The sequence below is a fragment of the Anaerotaenia torta genome (assembly GCF_050433395.1).
Taxonomy (GTDB): Bacteria; Bacillota; Clostridia; order Lachnospirales; family Lachnospiraceae; genus Mobilitalea; species Mobilitalea torta.
This window is the reverse complement of the sequence record NZ_JBNPXH010000021.1, coordinates 1-16,407: the sequence shown is the minus strand read 5'-3', so window position 1 is coordinate 16,407 and position 16,407 is coordinate 1. Positions and strand designations below refer to the sequence as shown.

The 16,407-nt window shown below is 41.6% G+C and carries 17 protein-coding genes and 1 tRNA gene; 12 read left to right on the top strand and 6 right to left on the bottom strand.

Annotation, left to right across the window (positions count from 1 at the left end):
• The first annotated feature begins 17 nt into the window (after positions 1-17).
• From HNQ56_RS23615 to HNQ56_RS23600, 4 genes are all read left to right on the top strand, one after another.
• Positions 18-1,022 carry a carbohydrate ABC transporter permease gene (locus HNQ56_RS23615; protein ID WP_429150961.1) on the top strand — a complete coding sequence of 335 codons (1,005 nt, stop codon included), beginning with the start codon at positions 18-20 and terminating at the stop codon, positions 1,020-1,022.
• A 111-nt stretch (positions 1,023-1,133) separates the two neighbouring features.
• On the top strand, positions 1,134-2,642 hold the full coding sequence (locus tag HNQ56_RS23610; RefSeq protein ID WP_429150959.1) for an extracellular solute-binding protein: 1,509 nt from the start codon (positions 1,134-1,136) through the stop codon (positions 2,640-2,642).
• Positions 2,643-2,922: 280 nt separating this feature from the next.
• The gene (locus HNQ56_RS23605) at positions 2,923-3,990 is read left to right on the top strand and encodes a LacI family DNA-binding transcriptional regulator (protein ID WP_429150957.1); all 1,068 of its coding nucleotides are present in this window, start codon (positions 2,923-2,925) and stop codon (positions 3,988-3,990) included.
• Between the two features lie 108 nt (positions 3,991-4,098).
• Entirely contained in the window at positions 4,099-4,380 is a 282-nt protein-coding gene (locus HNQ56_RS23600; protein ID WP_429150956.1) for a sensor histidine kinase, read from the top strand.
• Between the two features lie 240 nt (positions 4,381-4,620).
• Here HNQ56_RS23600 and HNQ56_RS23595 read toward each other — a convergent pair whose 3' ends face one another.
• The gene (locus tag HNQ56_RS23595) at positions 4,621-4,785 is read right to left on the bottom strand and encodes a hypothetical protein (RefSeq protein ID WP_429150954.1); all 165 of its coding nucleotides are present in this window, start codon (positions 4,783-4,785) and stop codon (positions 4,621-4,623) included.
• 305 nt (positions 4,786-5,090) lie between these two features.
• On the opposite strand from HNQ56_RS23595, the gene lysS reads away from it, so the two are divergent.
• Positions 5,091-6,578, top strand: a complete 1,488-nt coding sequence (gene lysS, locus HNQ56_RS23590; RefSeq protein ID WP_429150952.1) for a lysine--tRNA ligase — start codon at positions 5,091-5,093, stop codon at positions 6,576-6,578.
• Positions 6,579-6,676: 98 nt separating this feature from the next.
• Positions 6,677-6,748: transfer RNA gene (locus tag HNQ56_RS23585), tRNA-Gly, on the top strand.
• A 578-nt stretch (positions 6,749-7,326) separates the two neighbouring features.
• Here the strand turns inward: HNQ56_RS23585 and HNQ56_RS23580 are convergent.
• The 4 genes from HNQ56_RS23580 to HNQ56_RS23565 all read right to left on the bottom strand — a co-directional run bounded on the left by HNQ56_RS23580 (position 7,327) and on the right by HNQ56_RS23565 (position 9,163).
• A complete protein-coding gene (locus HNQ56_RS23580) occupies positions 7,327-7,566 on the bottom strand; it encodes an AAA family ATPase (RefSeq protein WP_429150950.1) in 240 nt (79 codons plus the stop codon).
• On the bottom strand, positions 7,544-7,741 hold the full coding sequence (locus HNQ56_RS23575; RefSeq protein WP_429150948.1) for a hypothetical protein: 198 nt from the start codon (positions 7,739-7,741) through the stop codon (positions 7,544-7,546). Before HNQ56_RS23575 ends, HNQ56_RS23580 begins: the two co-directional genes overlap by 23 nt.
• Positions 7,702-8,232: an ECF transporter S component gene (locus HNQ56_RS23570; protein WP_429150978.1), complete on the bottom strand. Its 531-nt coding sequence runs from the start codon at positions 8,230-8,232 to the stop codon at positions 7,702-7,704. The genes HNQ56_RS23575 and HNQ56_RS23570 overlap by 40 nt, the downstream gene beginning before the upstream one ends.
• 139 nt (positions 8,233-8,371) lie before the next feature.
• The gene (locus HNQ56_RS23565; protein WP_429150946.1) at positions 8,372-9,163 is read right to left on the bottom strand and encodes a PHP domain-containing protein; all 792 of its coding nucleotides are present in this window, start codon (positions 9,161-9,163) and stop codon (positions 8,372-8,374) included.
• 674 nt (positions 9,164-9,837) lie between these two features.
• Here HNQ56_RS23565 and HNQ56_RS23560 point away from each other — a divergent pair.
• From HNQ56_RS23560 to HNQ56_RS23545, 4 genes are all read left to right on the top strand, one after another.
• On the top strand, positions 9,838-10,284 hold the full coding sequence (locus HNQ56_RS23560; protein ID WP_429150944.1) for a DUF6431 domain-containing protein: 447 nt from the start codon (positions 9,838-9,840) through the stop codon (positions 10,282-10,284).
• A gap of 136 nt (positions 10,285-10,420) precedes the next feature.
• A complete protein-coding gene (locus tag HNQ56_RS23555) occupies positions 10,421-11,833 on the top strand; it encodes a DDE-type integrase/transposase/recombinase (RefSeq protein WP_429150942.1) in 1,413 nt (470 codons plus the stop codon).
• Complete coding sequence (locus HNQ56_RS23550) at positions 11,826-12,638, top strand: ExeA family protein (RefSeq protein WP_429150940.1); 813 nt, start codon at positions 11,826-11,828, stop codon at positions 12,636-12,638. The genes HNQ56_RS23555 and HNQ56_RS23550 overlap by 8 nt, the downstream gene beginning before the upstream one ends.
• Before the next feature lie 2 nt (positions 12,639-12,640).
• Positions 12,641-13,006, top strand: a complete 366-nt coding sequence (locus HNQ56_RS23545; RefSeq protein WP_429150939.1) for a DUF6075 family protein — start codon at positions 12,641-12,643, stop codon at positions 13,004-13,006.
• Positions 13,007-13,473: 467 nt separating this feature from the next.
• On the opposite strand, the gene HNQ56_RS23540 is transcribed toward HNQ56_RS23545, so the two are convergent.
• A complete protein-coding gene (locus tag HNQ56_RS23540; protein WP_429150937.1) occupies positions 13,474-14,928 on the bottom strand; it encodes a transposase in 1,455 nt (484 codons plus the stop codon).
• Positions 14,929-15,098: 170 nt separating this feature from the next.
• Here HNQ56_RS23540 and HNQ56_RS23535 point away from each other — a divergent pair, with 170 nt between their 5' ends.
• Both HNQ56_RS23535 and HNQ56_RS23530 read left to right on the top strand, forming a co-directional pair.
• Positions 15,099-15,701: a hypothetical protein gene (locus HNQ56_RS23535; RefSeq protein ID WP_429150936.1), complete on the top strand. Its 603-nt coding sequence runs from the start codon at positions 15,099-15,101 to the stop codon at positions 15,699-15,701.
• Positions 15,702-15,865: 164 nt separating this feature from the next.
• Positions 15,866-16,216, top strand: coding sequence for a TnpV protein (locus tag HNQ56_RS23530; protein WP_429150934.1), 351 nt, complete (start codon positions 15,866-15,868; stop codon positions 16,214-16,216).
• Positions 16,217-16,407: the final 191 nt, after the last annotated feature.

The following is a 16,407-nucleotide window of genomic DNA, read 5'->3' as shown; positions in this document are numbered from 1 at the left end:
TAAGATGGGAGGATTATATGGAACAGTCGGTTGAACAAAAAGGGCTGTTGGTTAAGGCCAGACCCGTTAGGAAGCGGCATCCCCGGCTTACGAAGGCCAGGCTGGGAGCATTTCTCTGGGGTATTATCCGGGGGGTTATTGTATTAGGTATCTGCTTCATTATATTAAAACCGGTATTTATAAAAATCAGCTTATCCATTATGGCAGAGAAGGATCTGTATGACTCGTCAATCAGATATGTGGCGAAGCACTTTACCCTGGATAATTACCGGATTGCCTGGAAGAGCATGGATTATGTCAGAACCGCTTTAAGGACCGTGGGATTGGCAGGAGGAGTAGCGCTCACTCAGTTATTTGCGTGTCTGCTAACTGCTTATGGATTTGCCAGATTCCGGTTTCCGGGAAAGAGGATACTTTTTGCTTTTGTTATTATCATGATGATTGTACCGCCCCAGGTCATTATGCTTCCCTTATTTTTGAATTTTCGGTTTTTTGATTTTATGGGTATTATATCAGCGATGAACGGCAAACCATTGAATCTGATCGATTCCTTTTGGCCCTTCTTTATTCAGGCTATTACTTGTACGGGTTTTAAAAATGGGCTTTATATCTATATGCTGAGGCAATTTTTTAAAGGAATGCCAAAGGAGCTGGAAGAAGCGGCATTTGTGGACGGCAGCGGCAAGCTGCGCACCTTTGTACAGATTATGCTTCCCAGCGCGGTACCTATGATGGTTACTGTATTCCTCTTTGGTTTTGTATGGCAGTGGACGGATTCCTTTTATTCCTCCCTGTATCTTAACAACCTTAAGATAATTCCCAACGCGCTTACTTCCCTGCTGTATAATGTGGCAGCCCAGTATGAATCTTTCGGCGGAGATATGAACTTTATCAGTCCGGGATTTTCATCTATGATCAATAATACAGGCGTTGTGCTCACCATTATTCCCTTGATCATATTGTATGTGATAAGCCAGAAGTCATTCATCGAAGGGATTGAACGATCCGGTATCGTGGGTTAGCAGTCAAATCTAAATAACGTAAAACCATAGAATGAATTCGAGCTGTAAAGGAATAGCTTAGGGCTATTGCTGAAAACAGTTATGAATAAAAAAAAAGAGAGGATGAAATGTATGAAAAAGAGAATTATTGCAATTCTGATTTCCGCGGTTATGGTTATGTCCTTTACCGCATGTGCCGGCAACGAAGGAAGTAATGAAACCACCCCCCCGGCAACCAGTACCCCGGCAGCTGCTACACCTACAACCGAACCGGAGCCCACCGCCACACCAGAGCCGGAGCCTACCTATGATTTTAATGGAATCACCTTAAGAATTGGGTGGTATAACGCCAATGGCGCTCCCAACCCGGATGCCGATGCCATGTCAGAGGCATACTATAATCGTATTAAATTTGTGGAAGACAACTACAACTGTAAGGTAGAGTACGTTGATTGCACCGGGAGCTATTATGACAAATATGTTACCTCTGTGCTGGCAGGTGAGCCCATTGTAGACATTGCGTACATGATGACCTACCATGTTCCCTCCCTTGCGGAAGGTGGTATTATCCAGCCCCTGAATAATTATTCGTCTTTTGATGAAAATGATTTTATTTGGCGTCCGGATGTAACAGAAGCAGGATACTATAATAACAATTATTATGTAACGCTGCGTAAGAATTATGAAGTGCGGTATGGTATATTCTGGAACAAGACGCTTTTTGAGAAATATAACTTACCGAATCTCTTTGATCTTGCAGCAAAGGGAGAATGGACCTGGGATAAGTTCAAGGAAATTGCTATCGCAGGTAATCAGGATACGGATAATGATGGCACAATAGACATTTATGGCTTCAATGCAAGGGAATCCCTAGAGTGGAACTATATGTATTCCAATGGAGCCAATGTTGTTGCTAAGACCAATACCGGTATGGAAATTGATCTTTCCGATCCCAAGGTAATAGAAGCCCTGACAGCACTTCAGGATTTCACAACCACAGTTAAATTCCGCAATGCAATTGACTGGAGCATAGAGAGCTGGGATTCCTTTATTAAAGATTTCCGCGATGGCAAATACCTGATGTGCCTGGAAGAGTCCTGGATTGCAGGCAGCTACCTGGATGTGGCAGAAGGCGGTATGATTGATGAATGGGGATGGGTTCCGTTTCCGAAGGGACCTTCTGCAACGGACTATTCCTGCTATGGTAAGGAGTTTGGAGCATGGGGCATGTTAAACGGCATTGAAAATGCAGAGGAAAAGGCTCAGATCTATAACTTAATTAATCATTTTACAGAAACAGCGGATGAGCTGAACGAGCTGGTGGACGCTCAGCTTGAGAACTGGGCACGCGACGCAGAATCCTTTAAAAATGCAAAATACATTCTTGAAGAGGGTGTCAGCGTAGTGAATCCGATTAATGGATTTAACGATATTAAAACGGTTATGGGTAACTTGTTCCAAGAGATCACCTCCGGTTCAACCACCCCCCAGACAGCAATTGAAACCTATCAATCCCAGATTGATACTGCAATTGCTGATATCAAGACACATGATTATGATGCAGATATGCAGGCGGTTGTCGATAGGGTAAAAGCGGAAGAAGAGAAGGCCGCATCAGAGAATACTGAGAACGGAGATTAAGCAGACTGAGTAACCTCCGAATATATTGTTTCATTTACTGTGTGAGCAGAATATTATTTATATTTTGCTCACACAGTAATATTTTCAAGCACTTCGCTCAACTAACTGACATTGGTTCATACCACAATATCTGAGAATCTGCATCGGCTTTTCGTAGAAATATCCAATGCTATTGAAAGAAAATTCTATGTAGGGTATAATTACCTAATACGACTGTAATGGGATACATTGTTAATCATATATAAACTTATTATATAAATAAATTGATAAAGGCAGAGGAATGGAAAAAGAAAACAAAAGGTCAAGACAGCCGCAAGTAAGAAAGAATATTACCATATATGATATTGCCAGGGAGGCGGGGGTATCCACCTCCATGGTATCCAGGGTGATAACAGGAAATGGCGTAGTGTCAGAGAAAAACAGAATAATGGTTCAGGAAATCGTGGATAAATATAAATTTAAGCCGAATGCCATCGCACGTGGGTTACAAAAAAGTCAGACGGGTTTAATCGGTTTTGTGATTCCTTTCGTTGGCAATGAGTATTTTTCATCCGTATATTATGAATTTGAGAAACTGGCTTCCGAAAAAGGTTATATGATTATTTTGAATAATGGAAAGAATGATCATAAGCTGGAAAGCAGAATTCTAGGGATTTTGGAGGAAACAAGAGTTGAAGCAGTTATTATCATGGGAGGCAGAATTGATTGGATTGGAATACCGGATGAGCTTAAGGAGGAAATCCGTACTTTGAATGAGACGATACCGTGTATCCTATGCAGTGAGCAGGCCGATGAATTCGGCTGTATTGGGGTGCATTCAGACGATAGATTAGGGTGCCAGTTAGCAATTAGGTATATAGCAGAGAATGGCTATACAACCATGGGTATTTTTGGCGGAGCCGGTTCATCCTACCCTTCCTATAATAAGAAGAAATATCTAATGGAGGAAGCGGCCAAGCATAATATTCAAATTAAAAAGGAATGGATTCATGGAAATTCTTTTGATGAAGTAGATGGAGCTGAGTCTATGAGAAAGTTGTTACAGACCGGCGAGTTGCCGGAGATTGTATTCTGTATCAACGACCATGTGGCTTTCGGCGCTCAGTGCGAGGCACAGGATGCCGGGCTTAAGGTGCCCCAGGATATCAAGTTCATCGGAGCCGATGGGGTTCGTGTATCCGCTATGGCAAGACCTCCGATTACAACAGTTGCTATTGATTTCAAACAATATGCCCGAACCTTGTTTGATGCCATGACAGCTGCCATGGAAGGAAGGGAATTCCCAACAATAAGCAGAATCCCTCCTACATTAATAGAACGTGGGAGTACTATAAGATCAGATGGTTAATCAAGTTTACCTTCCCTTTGAGGAGGGCTGAGATATATTCTCCTATTTTATTGTTTATAAATGGGAATGAGGAGGCATTACGAAGAATATTGCAGAACATCGTAAAAAATGCGCTTGTTCATGGGGGGTGATTCCATCCGTCTGGAGTTGAAAACAGAGGAGAAGCATGCCGTCTTCGTATGCTCCAATGGGATAAAGGAAGAGGAGCCGATCCATATAGAGAGGGTATTTACCCGTTTTTATAAGGCGAACATGGCGAGAACAGAAAACTCATCCGGTCTCGGGCTTGCAATCGCTCACGAGCTTACCCAGAAAATGAACGGAGGGATCTCGGCAGACCTGGACAATAAAGTTTTTTCATTACGGCTTTGTTTTAAAATTGTGCCGTAACACTTGACACTATATCTGTTCTGTGATAGCATAAGCAAAACACAATAGAGTAAAGGTTAGGAAGAGAGAAGTAGGCATTGCCCCGCTGTCCCAGAGAATCTCAGTCGGTGTGAAGAGATACAGCAAGCAATGGGACGGAGGAATCCGTCCGTACCGAATAAAGCCTCGGAACTGCGTACCGACTGCATTGCTGCCATAAGAACTGTGGGCATAATGCTGAGGCTACGATGGGAGTGCCCATTACAGCACCAGAGTATCGCCGTTGGCCGTACTTGCAAAGCTGTGTATCGTGAGATATACAGGAATTAAGGTGGTAACACGGGTATGTCCGTCCTTGAGTTTAGTCAGGGAACGGGCTTTTTTAATGTCCACAATGAGCAGATTAGTCCATGAATGTGAAGACATTGATCAAGCTTGCTTGAATCAATGCCTTTGCATTCGTGGATAGTGCAACGTGAACGAAATGGCGCAGTCATTGAGTTCCTAATCTGCGGATATGGTATAATGTCGACAGACATTATACCGGTGCCGACCGAAGGGAGTGCACATCCTGGCACGGAGTGCCATACCATAGGAGCTTGCGACTATGGTATAATGTCGACAGACATTATACCGGTGCCGACCGAAGGGAGCGCACATCCTGGTGCGTAGCACCAATACCATAATCACTTGTGATTATGGTATAATGATAGAATAAGGAGGAAACAACCATGAGTGAAGAGATTTTAGAAGAAGCAAGAAGCAAGAAGCTGGAGTATGTCAAAGCCTACGCCAATCCCTATCCGGAACGTTTTGAGAAAAATTATGAGATTACGGAAGTAAAAGTGCTGGCCGACGGTACAAAGAATGTAAAAACGGCAGGAAGAGTCCTGCTCCTTCGCAAAATGGGGAAACTATCCTTTGTGACGCTGGCAGATATTCACGGAAGGATTCAAGTGGCCGTGAAGAAGGATTCTGTCGGAGAGATGGCTTACGAATTCTTTAAGAAGGGGTTTGATATAGGGGATTTCATGGGCGTAGAAGGTGAGATATTCACCACCCAGGCAGGCGAGAAGACCATTCGGGCAGACCGTGTCACTTTCCTTGGAAAGGCCTTGAAGCCATTGCCGGAGAAATTTCATGGCATCCACGATACGGACAGCTGTTTTCGGCAGCGCTATCTGGATTTGATTATGAACGAGGATACCAGGGAGCGGTTCCTGTTAAAATTCAGCTTTATGAAGGAGGTACGGCGGTTTTTAGAGGATCAGGGCTATATAGAGATCGAGACACCCGTATTGATTGAAAAGCCTTCCGGGGCGACGGCCCGGCCTTTTGTCTCTCATCATAATGCTCTGGATCTGGATGTTTACCTGCGGATTGCTCCTGAGACTTATCTGAAGCGCGCGATTGTAGGAGGCTTTACCAAGGTGTTTGAATTTGCCCGGTGTTTTCGAAATGAAGGGATTGACACCACACATCTTCAGGACTTCACAATGCTGGAAGGATACTGCGCTTACTATAACTATAAGGACAATATGACCTTTCTGCAGAATATGCTCTGCCAAGCGGTCACAAAGCTATTTGGAAGGACGGAACTGGTGGTTGGAGAGCAGCGGATTGATTTTGCAGGGGAGTGGCCGGCCGTATCCTTTCGCGATCTCATCCTGAAGGACTGCGGTATCGATATCAACCTTTATGACAGTGCAGAAGGATTGCTTAAGGAGATCCATTTGCAAAATATCGATTTGGACTCTGATATGGAGTTGAATTTACTAGGTAAGGGCAGTTTGATTGATCTTCTGTATAAAAAGGTGAGCCGTCCGAAGCTGATCTCTCCCACCTTCCTGGTAGAGCATCCCACCGCCCTTTCCCCTCTGGCCAGGGCCAATGACCAGAATCCCCAGGTTGTTGACCGCTTTCAGCTCATCATCAACGGAGCGGAGGTGATTAATGCATATTCTGAGCTGGTGGATCCGGCGGATCAGAAGCAGCGCCTGTTGGAGCAGGCCCGGCTAAAGGCAAAGGGCGATGAAGAAGCCATGGCTCTGGATCTGGATTATATCACAGCGATGGAATACGGAATGCCGCCCATCTCCGGCTGGGGAATGGGAATTGACCGCGTCCTCCAGGTGCTTACAGGAGAAGAGAATATCAAGAATATGATTTTGTTCCCTCTTATGAGACCGGTAAAAGCTTCTCTGATAGAAAATGAATAGATAGAAAAAATTAACCTTATAATTTATTGATTTTTGGCTTGACAAACCCACCTCTGATATTATATTATAGTTCTTGCGCGACAGATATAACAGCGTATGCGCGAGTGGCTCAGTGGTGGAGTATCGCCTTGCCAAGGCGAGGGTCGCGGGTTCGAATCCCGTCTCGCGCTTCGATTAAATGATTGGGAAGTCTTGATTTCAAGGCTTCCCGATTTTTATATGTATCTATAGCCTGTATACACTTGTAGACAGATTACAATGCTTTTTTTGAGGTCATAGGTTTTTTTCTGTCAATGGATTATAGATATATCCCAAAGTTGTATTTAAATTGCTGTTTCCGAGTAATTCATGGATACAATCCAAAGGTACACCGCATGAATTTAGATTACTGGCGAAGGTCTACGCATCTTATGTGTTGATTTTGTAGCTAAGCCTTGACGTTCTGCGTATTTCTCCAGCACATATGCAACTTGCCTTACCCCTATACCTAAATACTTTGCAAATTTTCGATTGCTCAAATTCAATTCTTTCTGTTTCTTTATCATAGCTTCACTAATAATTGAAAAGGTCTTCGAATTAAGCTCATCTATTTCATTTTGCTTTTTGTTTAGTGCGGCTTGTTCTTCCTTTTCTTTTTCTCACGCTCTATACTTATATTAACATTTCATTTGTTCGCATCATGTGTTTTTTTTATCGTTACCTTTCGCAATTTGGTAATTTATTATCCATAATAGATATCTCACTTATTTTACATAGATAATAGTTCTCCAACATAATCACAATGGGAACAATTAAGATAATTATTAATCATATGAACTATATTATCAATTGCCATATCCTTAGTCTCTTTATTGGCAATGAATGGATGTAAATCAAAACACCAATCTCCGTCAATAAATGCAGATTTGTCCAATCTATTACAAAGTAATTTTCCAACAGTGGTTTTACCGACTCCTATAGGGCCATTAATTATTACTACTTTCTTCACCCGTATTTTCTCCTTCCTCATTCACAAAATAGTACCTGTTAACATTTCCTTGCTGATACATAGTCTCTAACGATAGTGTATCATCGCTTGATAAGACAAATATACCCTCTCCTTTGAAGCATATCACTTCCTCCTTTACTGTCGGTGCAACAGCAATATTTTCAATGGTCTGCATATAGCCATTCCTGTGATTCCTCCGATAATTGCTTCTGGAATACCATTTGTAAGGATTGTAATTCCAATAATGCCAAGTAGTAAGCTATACGAGGAACCGATTACAGAGGCATAATCATGTCCAAAAAAGAAGTAAATCCCTGCAAGGACCAAAAAAGTACTTGTCAAACTACCTAGTACGCCACTTATGCCATAGCAGAAAAAGTTGTTTAAAGAACGGCGTGAAAAAAACTCATGTGTGATACCAGTGACAACGCCTATGAGGATACGAGGAATAAAGCATATAATGATACTCCAGATATTTCCGTGCAATTCACCTAAAGAATAAAATGGTGTAAAAACAAAGGCAATAGGAGAAGGCGGCATGAAAGTCCAAACCAAAAAGCTAAATAACCAGAAAAAAAAGCCCATACCTGCTCCTGCCTTCGTACCAAGCAAAATTGCCGTAACGATAACAGGAACATGGGATAGAGTTGCTACAACAGGACCAATTGCCGGAAGTGAACCGAGGGGAGTAAAGCATACTATTGCTTCAATTGCTGTTAAAATTGAAAATTGTGAAAGAAGGAGCGTCCTATTTTACTGCCAAGTCAAACCAACCTAACTTCAGATAATGCTTATTATGTGTAAACTAATCTTTGAGCATATTTTCAAGTTCAAGGATATTTACACCAACATCGCTTTGTTTATGCGCATCAGAAGCTGTCGTAATTTTCACATTATTTTTTTGAAAAACAGATAGCAATTTTGAATTCAGACCCAGCTCCAAATCCGAGCAATAATTTAACCGTAGACCACCACTGTTTTCAGCATACATACCATGTTTACATAAAAGAACTGATAATTCATTATAATAATCTGCTAAGTCGATATCAGGTATGTAACCAAAGCACTTGATTGAATCAGGATGCGCAAGACCAGTGAAAAGACCGCTTTCGCATAATTGGAACATTATGTTATAGTACCTTTTATAAACCTCATTTACGTTCATACTTTTCCAAAGCCCTTTCTGTCCTGTATGGTCAAATCCCCAACCATCGATCCAATGTACAGAGCCTGTAAGAAAATCAAACTCATATTCGTCAAGAATGCTTGCTAGTACGTCAGCAGTTTCAGGAATATAGCAAACTTCAAGACCAAATTTAACTTTTACAGGGTATTGAGTATCCTTTACTGTTTCTATAAAATTAATATACTCTTTTATCGAACTGTTCATTTTTTGACATATCCAGTTACGCTGATAATCGTTGTATGCCTTTATTGGTTCGTATACTTTCTCAAACTCAATGAATTGGTGGGTATGTTCAAGCAAGTATATTTCATCAAGCCCTGTATTTTGAGCAGCTTTGATAAAACCCTCAAAAAAATCAATATTGTAGCCTCCACCATTTCCATGTAAAAAATGTACATGAACATCTCGCATTATCCTACACCCCCGCATTATATAAATAATTTTCAATTCACAGTTGCTAACATTAGTGTACTATCGCTTGATTAAACAAAATATTCTCTATCCTTTGAATCATATCACTTATATATAATAACATCAATATTTACAAACAAGATTTTTCCAATAAAACAGTTGTAGACAGGCTGTAGACACTTAATAGACAGTGTGCTTTTCTCCTTTATTTTATAGGGTTCACGGATGGCGGTAATGTTCGAATCCCGTCTCGCGCTTACAACAAATCCAGTGAAATCAAGGCTTTCCGAGTTTCGGAAGGTCTTGTTTTTTTGTCAAAATGAGAAATATCAAAGTTTTTATTAAAGTACTTGAATTTATTATGATACTTTCTCAGGCAAATATCCGTTCTGTATAAAGGTTGATTGCTATACTTTGCGCTGAGGTTTATGTAATGAAGTTTAGGGGGGGTAACACAAACAGATTGTCGCAGTTATTCACATAATATGGTATAATTGTTGTTGACCTCTTAAATTAACAAAAAATAGATTTTATTGATTGTCTCTGGACTGATCGGTATACTGTCATTAGCATACGAAAGGAAAAAGTCCCAGAGCACATCCTCCTACCACAGATCATGCACTCTGAGACTCCCAAAAACATGATCATTATATCAGATTATTTCATTACCTACAATGAGGAAGAAAATATTTTTAGTTGAGAGCCGTGCTTCATCCTTCTGTCCTGTCTGTGGAAAGCCACTGGCATACAGGGATTCCTGCCTACGCATCCTGAAACAGGAAGGTGGAGAACGTCTCCGGTATCTCATAAATCGTCTCAAATGCACACACTGCCGGATGCTCCACAGGGAGCTCCCTGACTGTATGGTACCTTACAAGCATTACTCAGCAGAGGTTATTTCCGGTGTCCTTGATGGGTTTGTCACCAAAGAAGATGAAGATACTGAGGACTATCCATGTGAGATGACCATCCACAGATGGCATCACTGGATGGTAGCGAATACCATGAGGATAGATGGCTATCTGAAGTCCATAGGATACCAGATGCTGGGTTTTACGGAGGAACTTTTAAAATCCGGCGTTTCACTGCTCCAGGAATTGCGTAGTTCCCACGAGAGGTAGTTCGAGACCATCCTCCGGTTTATCTATAATTCAGGCGGCTATCTTGCTACCGTCTGAGCTGTTTATCTTGCACCGACTTTGTTTTGTTGTCACGAATGCTTTGGCGTATGATTGCCTTAAAAGGAGGTAATCTATCATGAATACAAATGCAGAAACAAAACAATGGCAGGAAGAACAAGCCCTAAATCGCTTTCGTCTCATTGCTCCTCTTCTGGAAGATGGGATTGATATCGCCAAGAAGCAGGCTCTTCGAGAACAGCTGTCCCAAGCACACCAGATCTCTACCCGAAGTATTTACCGTTATGAAAAGGCTTATGAAACTGGCGGCTTTTCAGCACTAAAACCCAGGAATCGTGAGCTGCGACGCTCACAAAATCTGCCAGACAACTTCGATGAATTGCTGTCAGAGGCGATTCATTTAAAACGGGAGGTACCGACACGTTCTGTAGCTCAGATCATACTGATCCTTGAGATGGAAGGACATGTACCACCGGGGATTCTAAAGCGTCCCACCCTGCAGAGGCATCTCTATGATGCAGGCTTTGGCAAAAAGCAGATGCGTAAATACACCGAAGCCAGAACAAGCTCTTCCAAGCGATTTTGCAAATCAAACCGCATGATGCTTGTGGAAGCCGACATAAAATACGGTCCGGTACTTCCGATTGGAAAGAATGGCGCAATGGTCCAGACATACCTTTCTGTTATCATCGATAATCATTCAAGATTTGTCCTTGATGCGAAATTCTATGATAATCAGAGAGCTGAGATTGTCGAAGACAGCTACCGCCGTGCCATCTTAAAGCACGGAAAAATGTCCGTAGCGTTCCACGACAATGGAAAGCAGTACGTATCCAGACAACTGATCAGGTCACTTTCCACTCTTGGAATCCGGGTGCTTCATGCTAGACCTTACTTTGCTCAGTCCAAAGGTGGTGTGGAGGTTTTTAACCGCTTTATCAACTCCTTCCTTGCTGAGATCAAAGCACAGAAGGTAAGAACACTGGAGCAGTTAAACCACTACTGGGATATCTGGCTTGAAGAGTATTACCACAACAAGCCACATGAAGGGAGTGCTGAATACTACCGGAGTCTCGGCTCCCCTGTACCAAAAGAAGGGATCAGTCCAAGGCAGGAATGGAACCGCGATTCCAAACCGTTGTTATTTCTCGATGCATCTGTAGTCGGAAAAGCATTTCTTCACCATGAGAAGCGTGAAGTAGACAAGGGAGCATGTATCAGCTTTCAAGGCCTTAAGTACGAAACAAGTGCTGCACTTATCGGTGTAACGGTTGAGATTGCATATGATCCGATGGCTCCACAGATCATCACTGTTACCTATCCGGGAATAGAACCTATCGAGGCTAAGCCTCTTACGATTGGTAGCTTCTGTGATCCGAAACCGGAACTCCCGGCATGTATGCTTGCGAAAGAACCGGAGACCTCCCGTTTCCTTAAGGGATTGGAACGACGCCACGAAGAGAACCGCCAGATGAAAGCGAATGCCCTTTCCTTTGGTGCATATCGGAAGGAGGGACGTAGCGATGTATGAACATTTCTATGAAATGGAACACACGCCCTTCACCCGCGATCTTCCACCGGAGAAGCTTTACGAATCTCCCTATGTTGCAGATGCACTCGGCAGATTAACCTATGCGGCTGACCGCCAGCTTTTTGCGGTACTTACCGCCGATGCTGGTTGTGGGAAGTCAACACTGATTCGCTCCTTTGTATCTTCGCTGCCGAAGGAGGAATATATATTTCTGTACATTTCGGACTCCAAGCTAACGCCCAGGTGGTTCTACAAGGGGCTGCTTGACCAGCTAGGCATTGAATCAAGATTTTACCGTGGGGATGCAAAACGTCAGCTCCAGAAGGAAGTAGAAATCATCCGAGGCGTTCAGAAGAAAAAGGTCGTCTGCATCCTGGATGAAGCACATTTGCTGGAAAAGGAAACGATTGAGGAATTTCGTTTTCTGCTGAACTACCGCTTTGATTCCATGAGCCCTATGGCATTGGTTCTTGTAGGTCAGACGGAACTCTGGGAGAAGTTGAAACTCCAACGTTACGCTGCTGTGAGGCAGCGAATTGACATTAACTGTGTACTTCCCCATCTGGATAGGGCTGAGACGGAGCGGTATATACGCTCCCACTTAACCTATGCTGCCGGCAGGGAAGATATCTTTACCGACAAAGCATTTGATGAAGTCCATAAGGAATCTACCGGAATCCCCCGTAGTATCAACAGGATTGCTGAGAAAAGCCTGATGTATGCTTTTCAGCAGAATAAACGACTGATTGATGAGCACATGGTAAGATACGTGGTTGACCATGAAATGCTGAGGGGAGGGATGTAACAATGGGCACCCGTACATTAATCCTTTCATCCCATAAAGAATGGTATGATCAGCTTCTTAAGGAAGATAATACCCATCCAGACGATAGGGAACGGATGGCGTTGTTCTTCATTATCTCCGGCAACCGGGATCTGTACCAGAATCGTTCCTTCATCTATAACTTTAAGAATCACCATATCCTGAACGGTCTGTCAAATCGAGAAGTGGATTTTTCATCTGGCTGTAGAGCATTGATTCGATTGGGGTTCAACCTGTACAACGGTTATAGTGATGAGGATTCTTCGCCCTTTTCTCTGATGTGTCATTTGGATGAAAGAAACAGGAAGTTGGCACTGGATGCTATATCGATCCGGTTTGCCATCTACTAAAAGCTTGGGGCAGGAACACTGCCCCAAGTATCTCAATAATCAATGACAGAATTAGGAGCAATGCTCAGACAGTCCAAGAGATCAGTCTGGTGACAGGTTGAAAAATCATTAACAGTATAATATTGAAAAGGCATAGTAGATCTATACAAGAAATTAATCTTTAATATATGATTAGTTGTATGTTGCTTATAATTTGCACACAGATAAAAAATATTCCTAAATAGAGTTACTATAATACTGAAAAGTGGAAAAAGATTTTATAGCCTTCTAGTATCTATGAAACTTATTAGGCAATTGCGAAACTCGCTGAAGACAAAAGGCCATACTAAAGATATCGTATGAAAAACTGGTTTTATTAAATTTCAAGGTCCGCATAACAGCATTGCATAAGCTGCTTCAGAAAAATGAGTACACAAAAAGAACGGACAGAAATTTTATATGTAAAACGATATCAAGGCAGATATAGTCTATGCAATCAATGGTTTCATGCTCCGTATGTACTTGTGCTGATGTATTTTATCAGCCAGTACGACAGTAATCAGCTGGGTGATTCCAGACAAAAGCAGATCCGCATGTAAAGTTTTTTCGTTCTGTGTTTTTCGTCCGGCAAGACAATAACTACTTTTGAAGTGGTTGATGCCTTTTTCTACAACAGAGCGGATTTTGTAAGTAGCATCCCATTCATCAGTACCACGCACTACACCGGGATAAGCTCTTAGATTTTTCTGCGGATAAACATAGACCATCCTTCCGCAGCGGGAAGTCGTGCAAGGATTAACACAGTGGGTTACACGACGGTATTTACCGTCACTGCATCGGTCATATCTCATTTGAGGGCAGACAAACTTGAAGGTTTTAAGACCACAGCGTAAATGTGACGTATTCCCCTCTGGTTTCATGAGAAGTGAAGGATCATGTGGACAGCAGGGAATGCCATCGGAATTTATGGTATAGTCATTATCCGTCAGTTTGGAACGGTTGTTGAGAGGTATATAAGCCTTTTCAAACTTTATCTCGGTAAATAGTGAGTTGTAGATGTCGATGGTATCAAAAGCAGAGTCCCCGAGGAAGGTTTTCGGATTGATAAGTGGATGTTTACGGAAGAAATCCTTAAGTACCGGAAGCAAAGCTTTTGAATCTGCGAGGGATTTATCTTCGTCAGGGGAATCCGATTTTTTGTCGATGATGATTTCAGGATGGGACTTTAAAAAGGACTCGTTATAAAAAGAGATATCCCTGACAATACCAAGGCCATTAGTAATCATGCCAAACTTAAAGACATAGCAGAAATGTCCATTGATATAAAGTTGCTTAATCGCTGGATCGGCGGCAGCGTGGGAAGGCATAGAGTTATAGGCTGCTTTGTAAGGATCATAAGATTTGTCAAAGCCCTTGAGCTTTGCATATGCCTTTAACTGGCTGATAATACGGTTTGCAAACTTGGGGTTGTTTTCGGTGACAAAAGCTTCGATTCCAGAGGTGTCAAAAATAGTCATGGATGCAAGAGAGGGAGCGATTTTTTGGCATATTGGTTCGGTAACATCGACGAGGTTATCGAAGAACGATTGTAAGTCCGGTAAGAAATCCTGCTTAAAGCGGGTGAATTTAGAAGCATCGGGGACCTTTCCAAAACCGCAAAAATCCCTAAACTCCTTGGAATACCGGAGGAAAATGATTAAAAGGGTATCGGTAGGAATAGAGAAAATGCGCTGAAGGAGCAGAGCCCAAAGCATTGCAGTAAGTGGATATTTTCTGCGTCTTCCGGTCTGGGCATAAAAGTGATTTCGAAAAGAAAATGAGATAAACTCATCGAGATCAAGGTTGTTTTCCAATAAGGATAGAAATTGATATTTGTCGTTTTCAAATTTTTCTTTGCAATCAGAGAAAATTTCTTCCAAAGAAAGCTGTTTATATGTTATCATAAGTATATAACTCCTTTCGGATTTTGGTGGATTGTTTTTCGACAACTCAATTTTACCACAAATCGGTGAGGAGTTATATTTTTTTATTACAAGAAATACCCCGTATTTATGCGGGTTGTGGCGTTTTGCAAACGCCTATCTATGAAACTTATATATGAAAGGGTGTCGCTATGAAGAAAATAAAATTATTTATTGCAATCCTAGGTCTAAGTATATTTTCTTTTGGTTGTTCAAAAGACAAAAATGAAACAGATTGGGATCCTCCAATTAAAGAACTGATGTGGGGCATGTCAATGGATGAAGTGAAAAAAGTATTTGATTATAAAACTACTGCAATATCTAATCCAAATAATATAACCGAAATGTCAATTGGTGAAAAATGTAATACAATCTATGGAATTGATATGGTGCTTAAGCTTACCTTTGATAAGGATATGAGGCTTTTTAGATTCGAAGGAACCTGTAAGGAATCCGATATACCGGATTTAAAAGATAAACTGGAAGAAAAATATGAAGGGTATCTCAGTGGACAACAGCCAAGTTATGGGATTCGTTGGGATTCAGAACGGGTAATTGATCGAAAAGATTATGAAGAGTTGATGAATCTTCTATCTGATCGATTTGGCAGCCAGCCTGGATATGATAGTCTGAAGAAAGGCTTTAAATATTCACCATTGGTATATGTTGAACTAATTGAAACAAAGGGAAGAATTGGTTCCTTAATCGTAAACGGAGATAAACAAGTCGAGGTTGATAATCTTTTAAGTGATTAAGCTTAAATTATTATTAAATCTATAAGTTCAGATTATTTAGTAAAATCAAGGCTTTCCAGTTAGCAGTCCTCCAATAAGGATGTTTACGAAAATCATAATTGTTTAGCAGACAGCAAAACGATTACCGATGAATTGTAAATAATCTTTATTGGAGGATTTGCTTTATGGCAAAGTTTGAATTTGAGTACACGGAGATTGATGGATTGTTGTACCCTAACATTGAAATTGACGGAAAATCTGAACTTGATAACTTGGGGAAATATGGGTGGCTCCGTTTGAGTTACCTACATGAGCAAAAGCCGGGGATGTACCGAGAACTGCTTCTCACCGGCAAGTTGGCAGAGCATTGTGCGAAAATTGATAAGGCAGCCTTTGAGATGGCGGAGCATATCCGTTCGGATTATCTGAGCGCACATCCCATGCCAGAAGATGATACACTGGAACGCATTCGTATCTCTACGCAGGCTCAGATGATTGCAGATGAAATTGTCGTAGACCAACTGGTTTGTAGTTAAATATGAAGAACGCCAGACACAATCAAGTGACTGGCGTTCTTCATATTTAAGCGAATAGCGGGTCAAAAGTGTCTTAATATCCATCAAATAGCTTTCTTGTTATTCGGCATTTTACCTGATCTAGATTTCTTCTATTTCATGCAAATAAAAAGAAGGTACTGAATAAAAGATTCTGTTGCATTTTGCGTCAG

Coding starts and splice junctions, on each gene's coding strand:
- HNQ56_RS23535 (WP_429150936.1), top strand. CDS start 15,099: ATGAAGAAAATAAAATTATTTATTGCAATCCTAGGTCTAAGTATATTT.
- HNQ56_RS23605 (WP_429150957.1), top strand. CDS start 2,923: ATGGAAAAAGAAAACAAAAGGTCAAGACAGCCGCAAGTAAGAAAGAAT.
- HNQ56_RS23555 (WP_429150942.1), top strand. CDS start 10,421: ATGAATACAAATGCAGAAACAAAACAATGGCAGGAAGAACAAGCCCTA.
- HNQ56_RS23575 (WP_429150948.1), bottom strand. CDS start 7,741: ATGCAGACCATTGAAAATATTGCTGTTGCACCGACAGTAAAGGAGGAA.
- HNQ56_RS23610 (WP_429150959.1), top strand. CDS start 1,134: ATGAAAAAGAGAATTATTGCAATTCTGATTTCCGCGGTTATGGTTATG.
- HNQ56_RS23600 (WP_429150956.1), top strand. CDS start 4,099: ATGCGCTTGTTCATGGGGGGTGATTCCATCCGTCTGGAGTTGAAAACA.
- HNQ56_RS23615 (WP_429150961.1), top strand. CDS start 18: ATGGAACAGTCGGTTGAACAAAAAGGGCTGTTGGTTAAGGCCAGACCC.
- HNQ56_RS23550 (WP_429150940.1), top strand. CDS start 11,826: ATGTATGAACATTTCTATGAAATGGAACACACGCCCTTCACCCGCGAT.
- HNQ56_RS23530 (WP_429150934.1), top strand. CDS start 15,866: ATGGCAAAGTTTGAATTTGAGTACACGGAGATTGATGGATTGTTGTAC.
- HNQ56_RS23545 (WP_429150939.1), top strand. CDS start 12,641: ATGGGCACCCGTACATTAATCCTTTCATCCCATAAAGAATGGTATGAT.
- lysS (WP_429150952.1), top strand. CDS start 5,091: ATGAGTGAAGAGATTTTAGAAGAAGCAAGAAGCAAGAAGCTGGAGTAT.
- HNQ56_RS23540 (WP_429150937.1), bottom strand. CDS start 14,928: ATGATAACATATAAACAGCTTTCTTTGGAAGAAATTTTCTCTGATTGC.
- HNQ56_RS23565 (WP_429150946.1), bottom strand. CDS start 9,163: ATGCGAGATGTTCATGTACATTTTTTACATGGAAATGGTGGAGGCTAC.
- HNQ56_RS23560 (WP_429150944.1), top strand. CDS start 9,838: ATGAGGAAGAAAATATTTTTAGTTGAGAGCCGTGCTTCATCCTTCTGT.
- HNQ56_RS23595 (WP_429150954.1), bottom strand. CDS start 4,785: ATGTCTTCACATTCATGGACTAATCTGCTCATTGTGGACATTAAAAAA.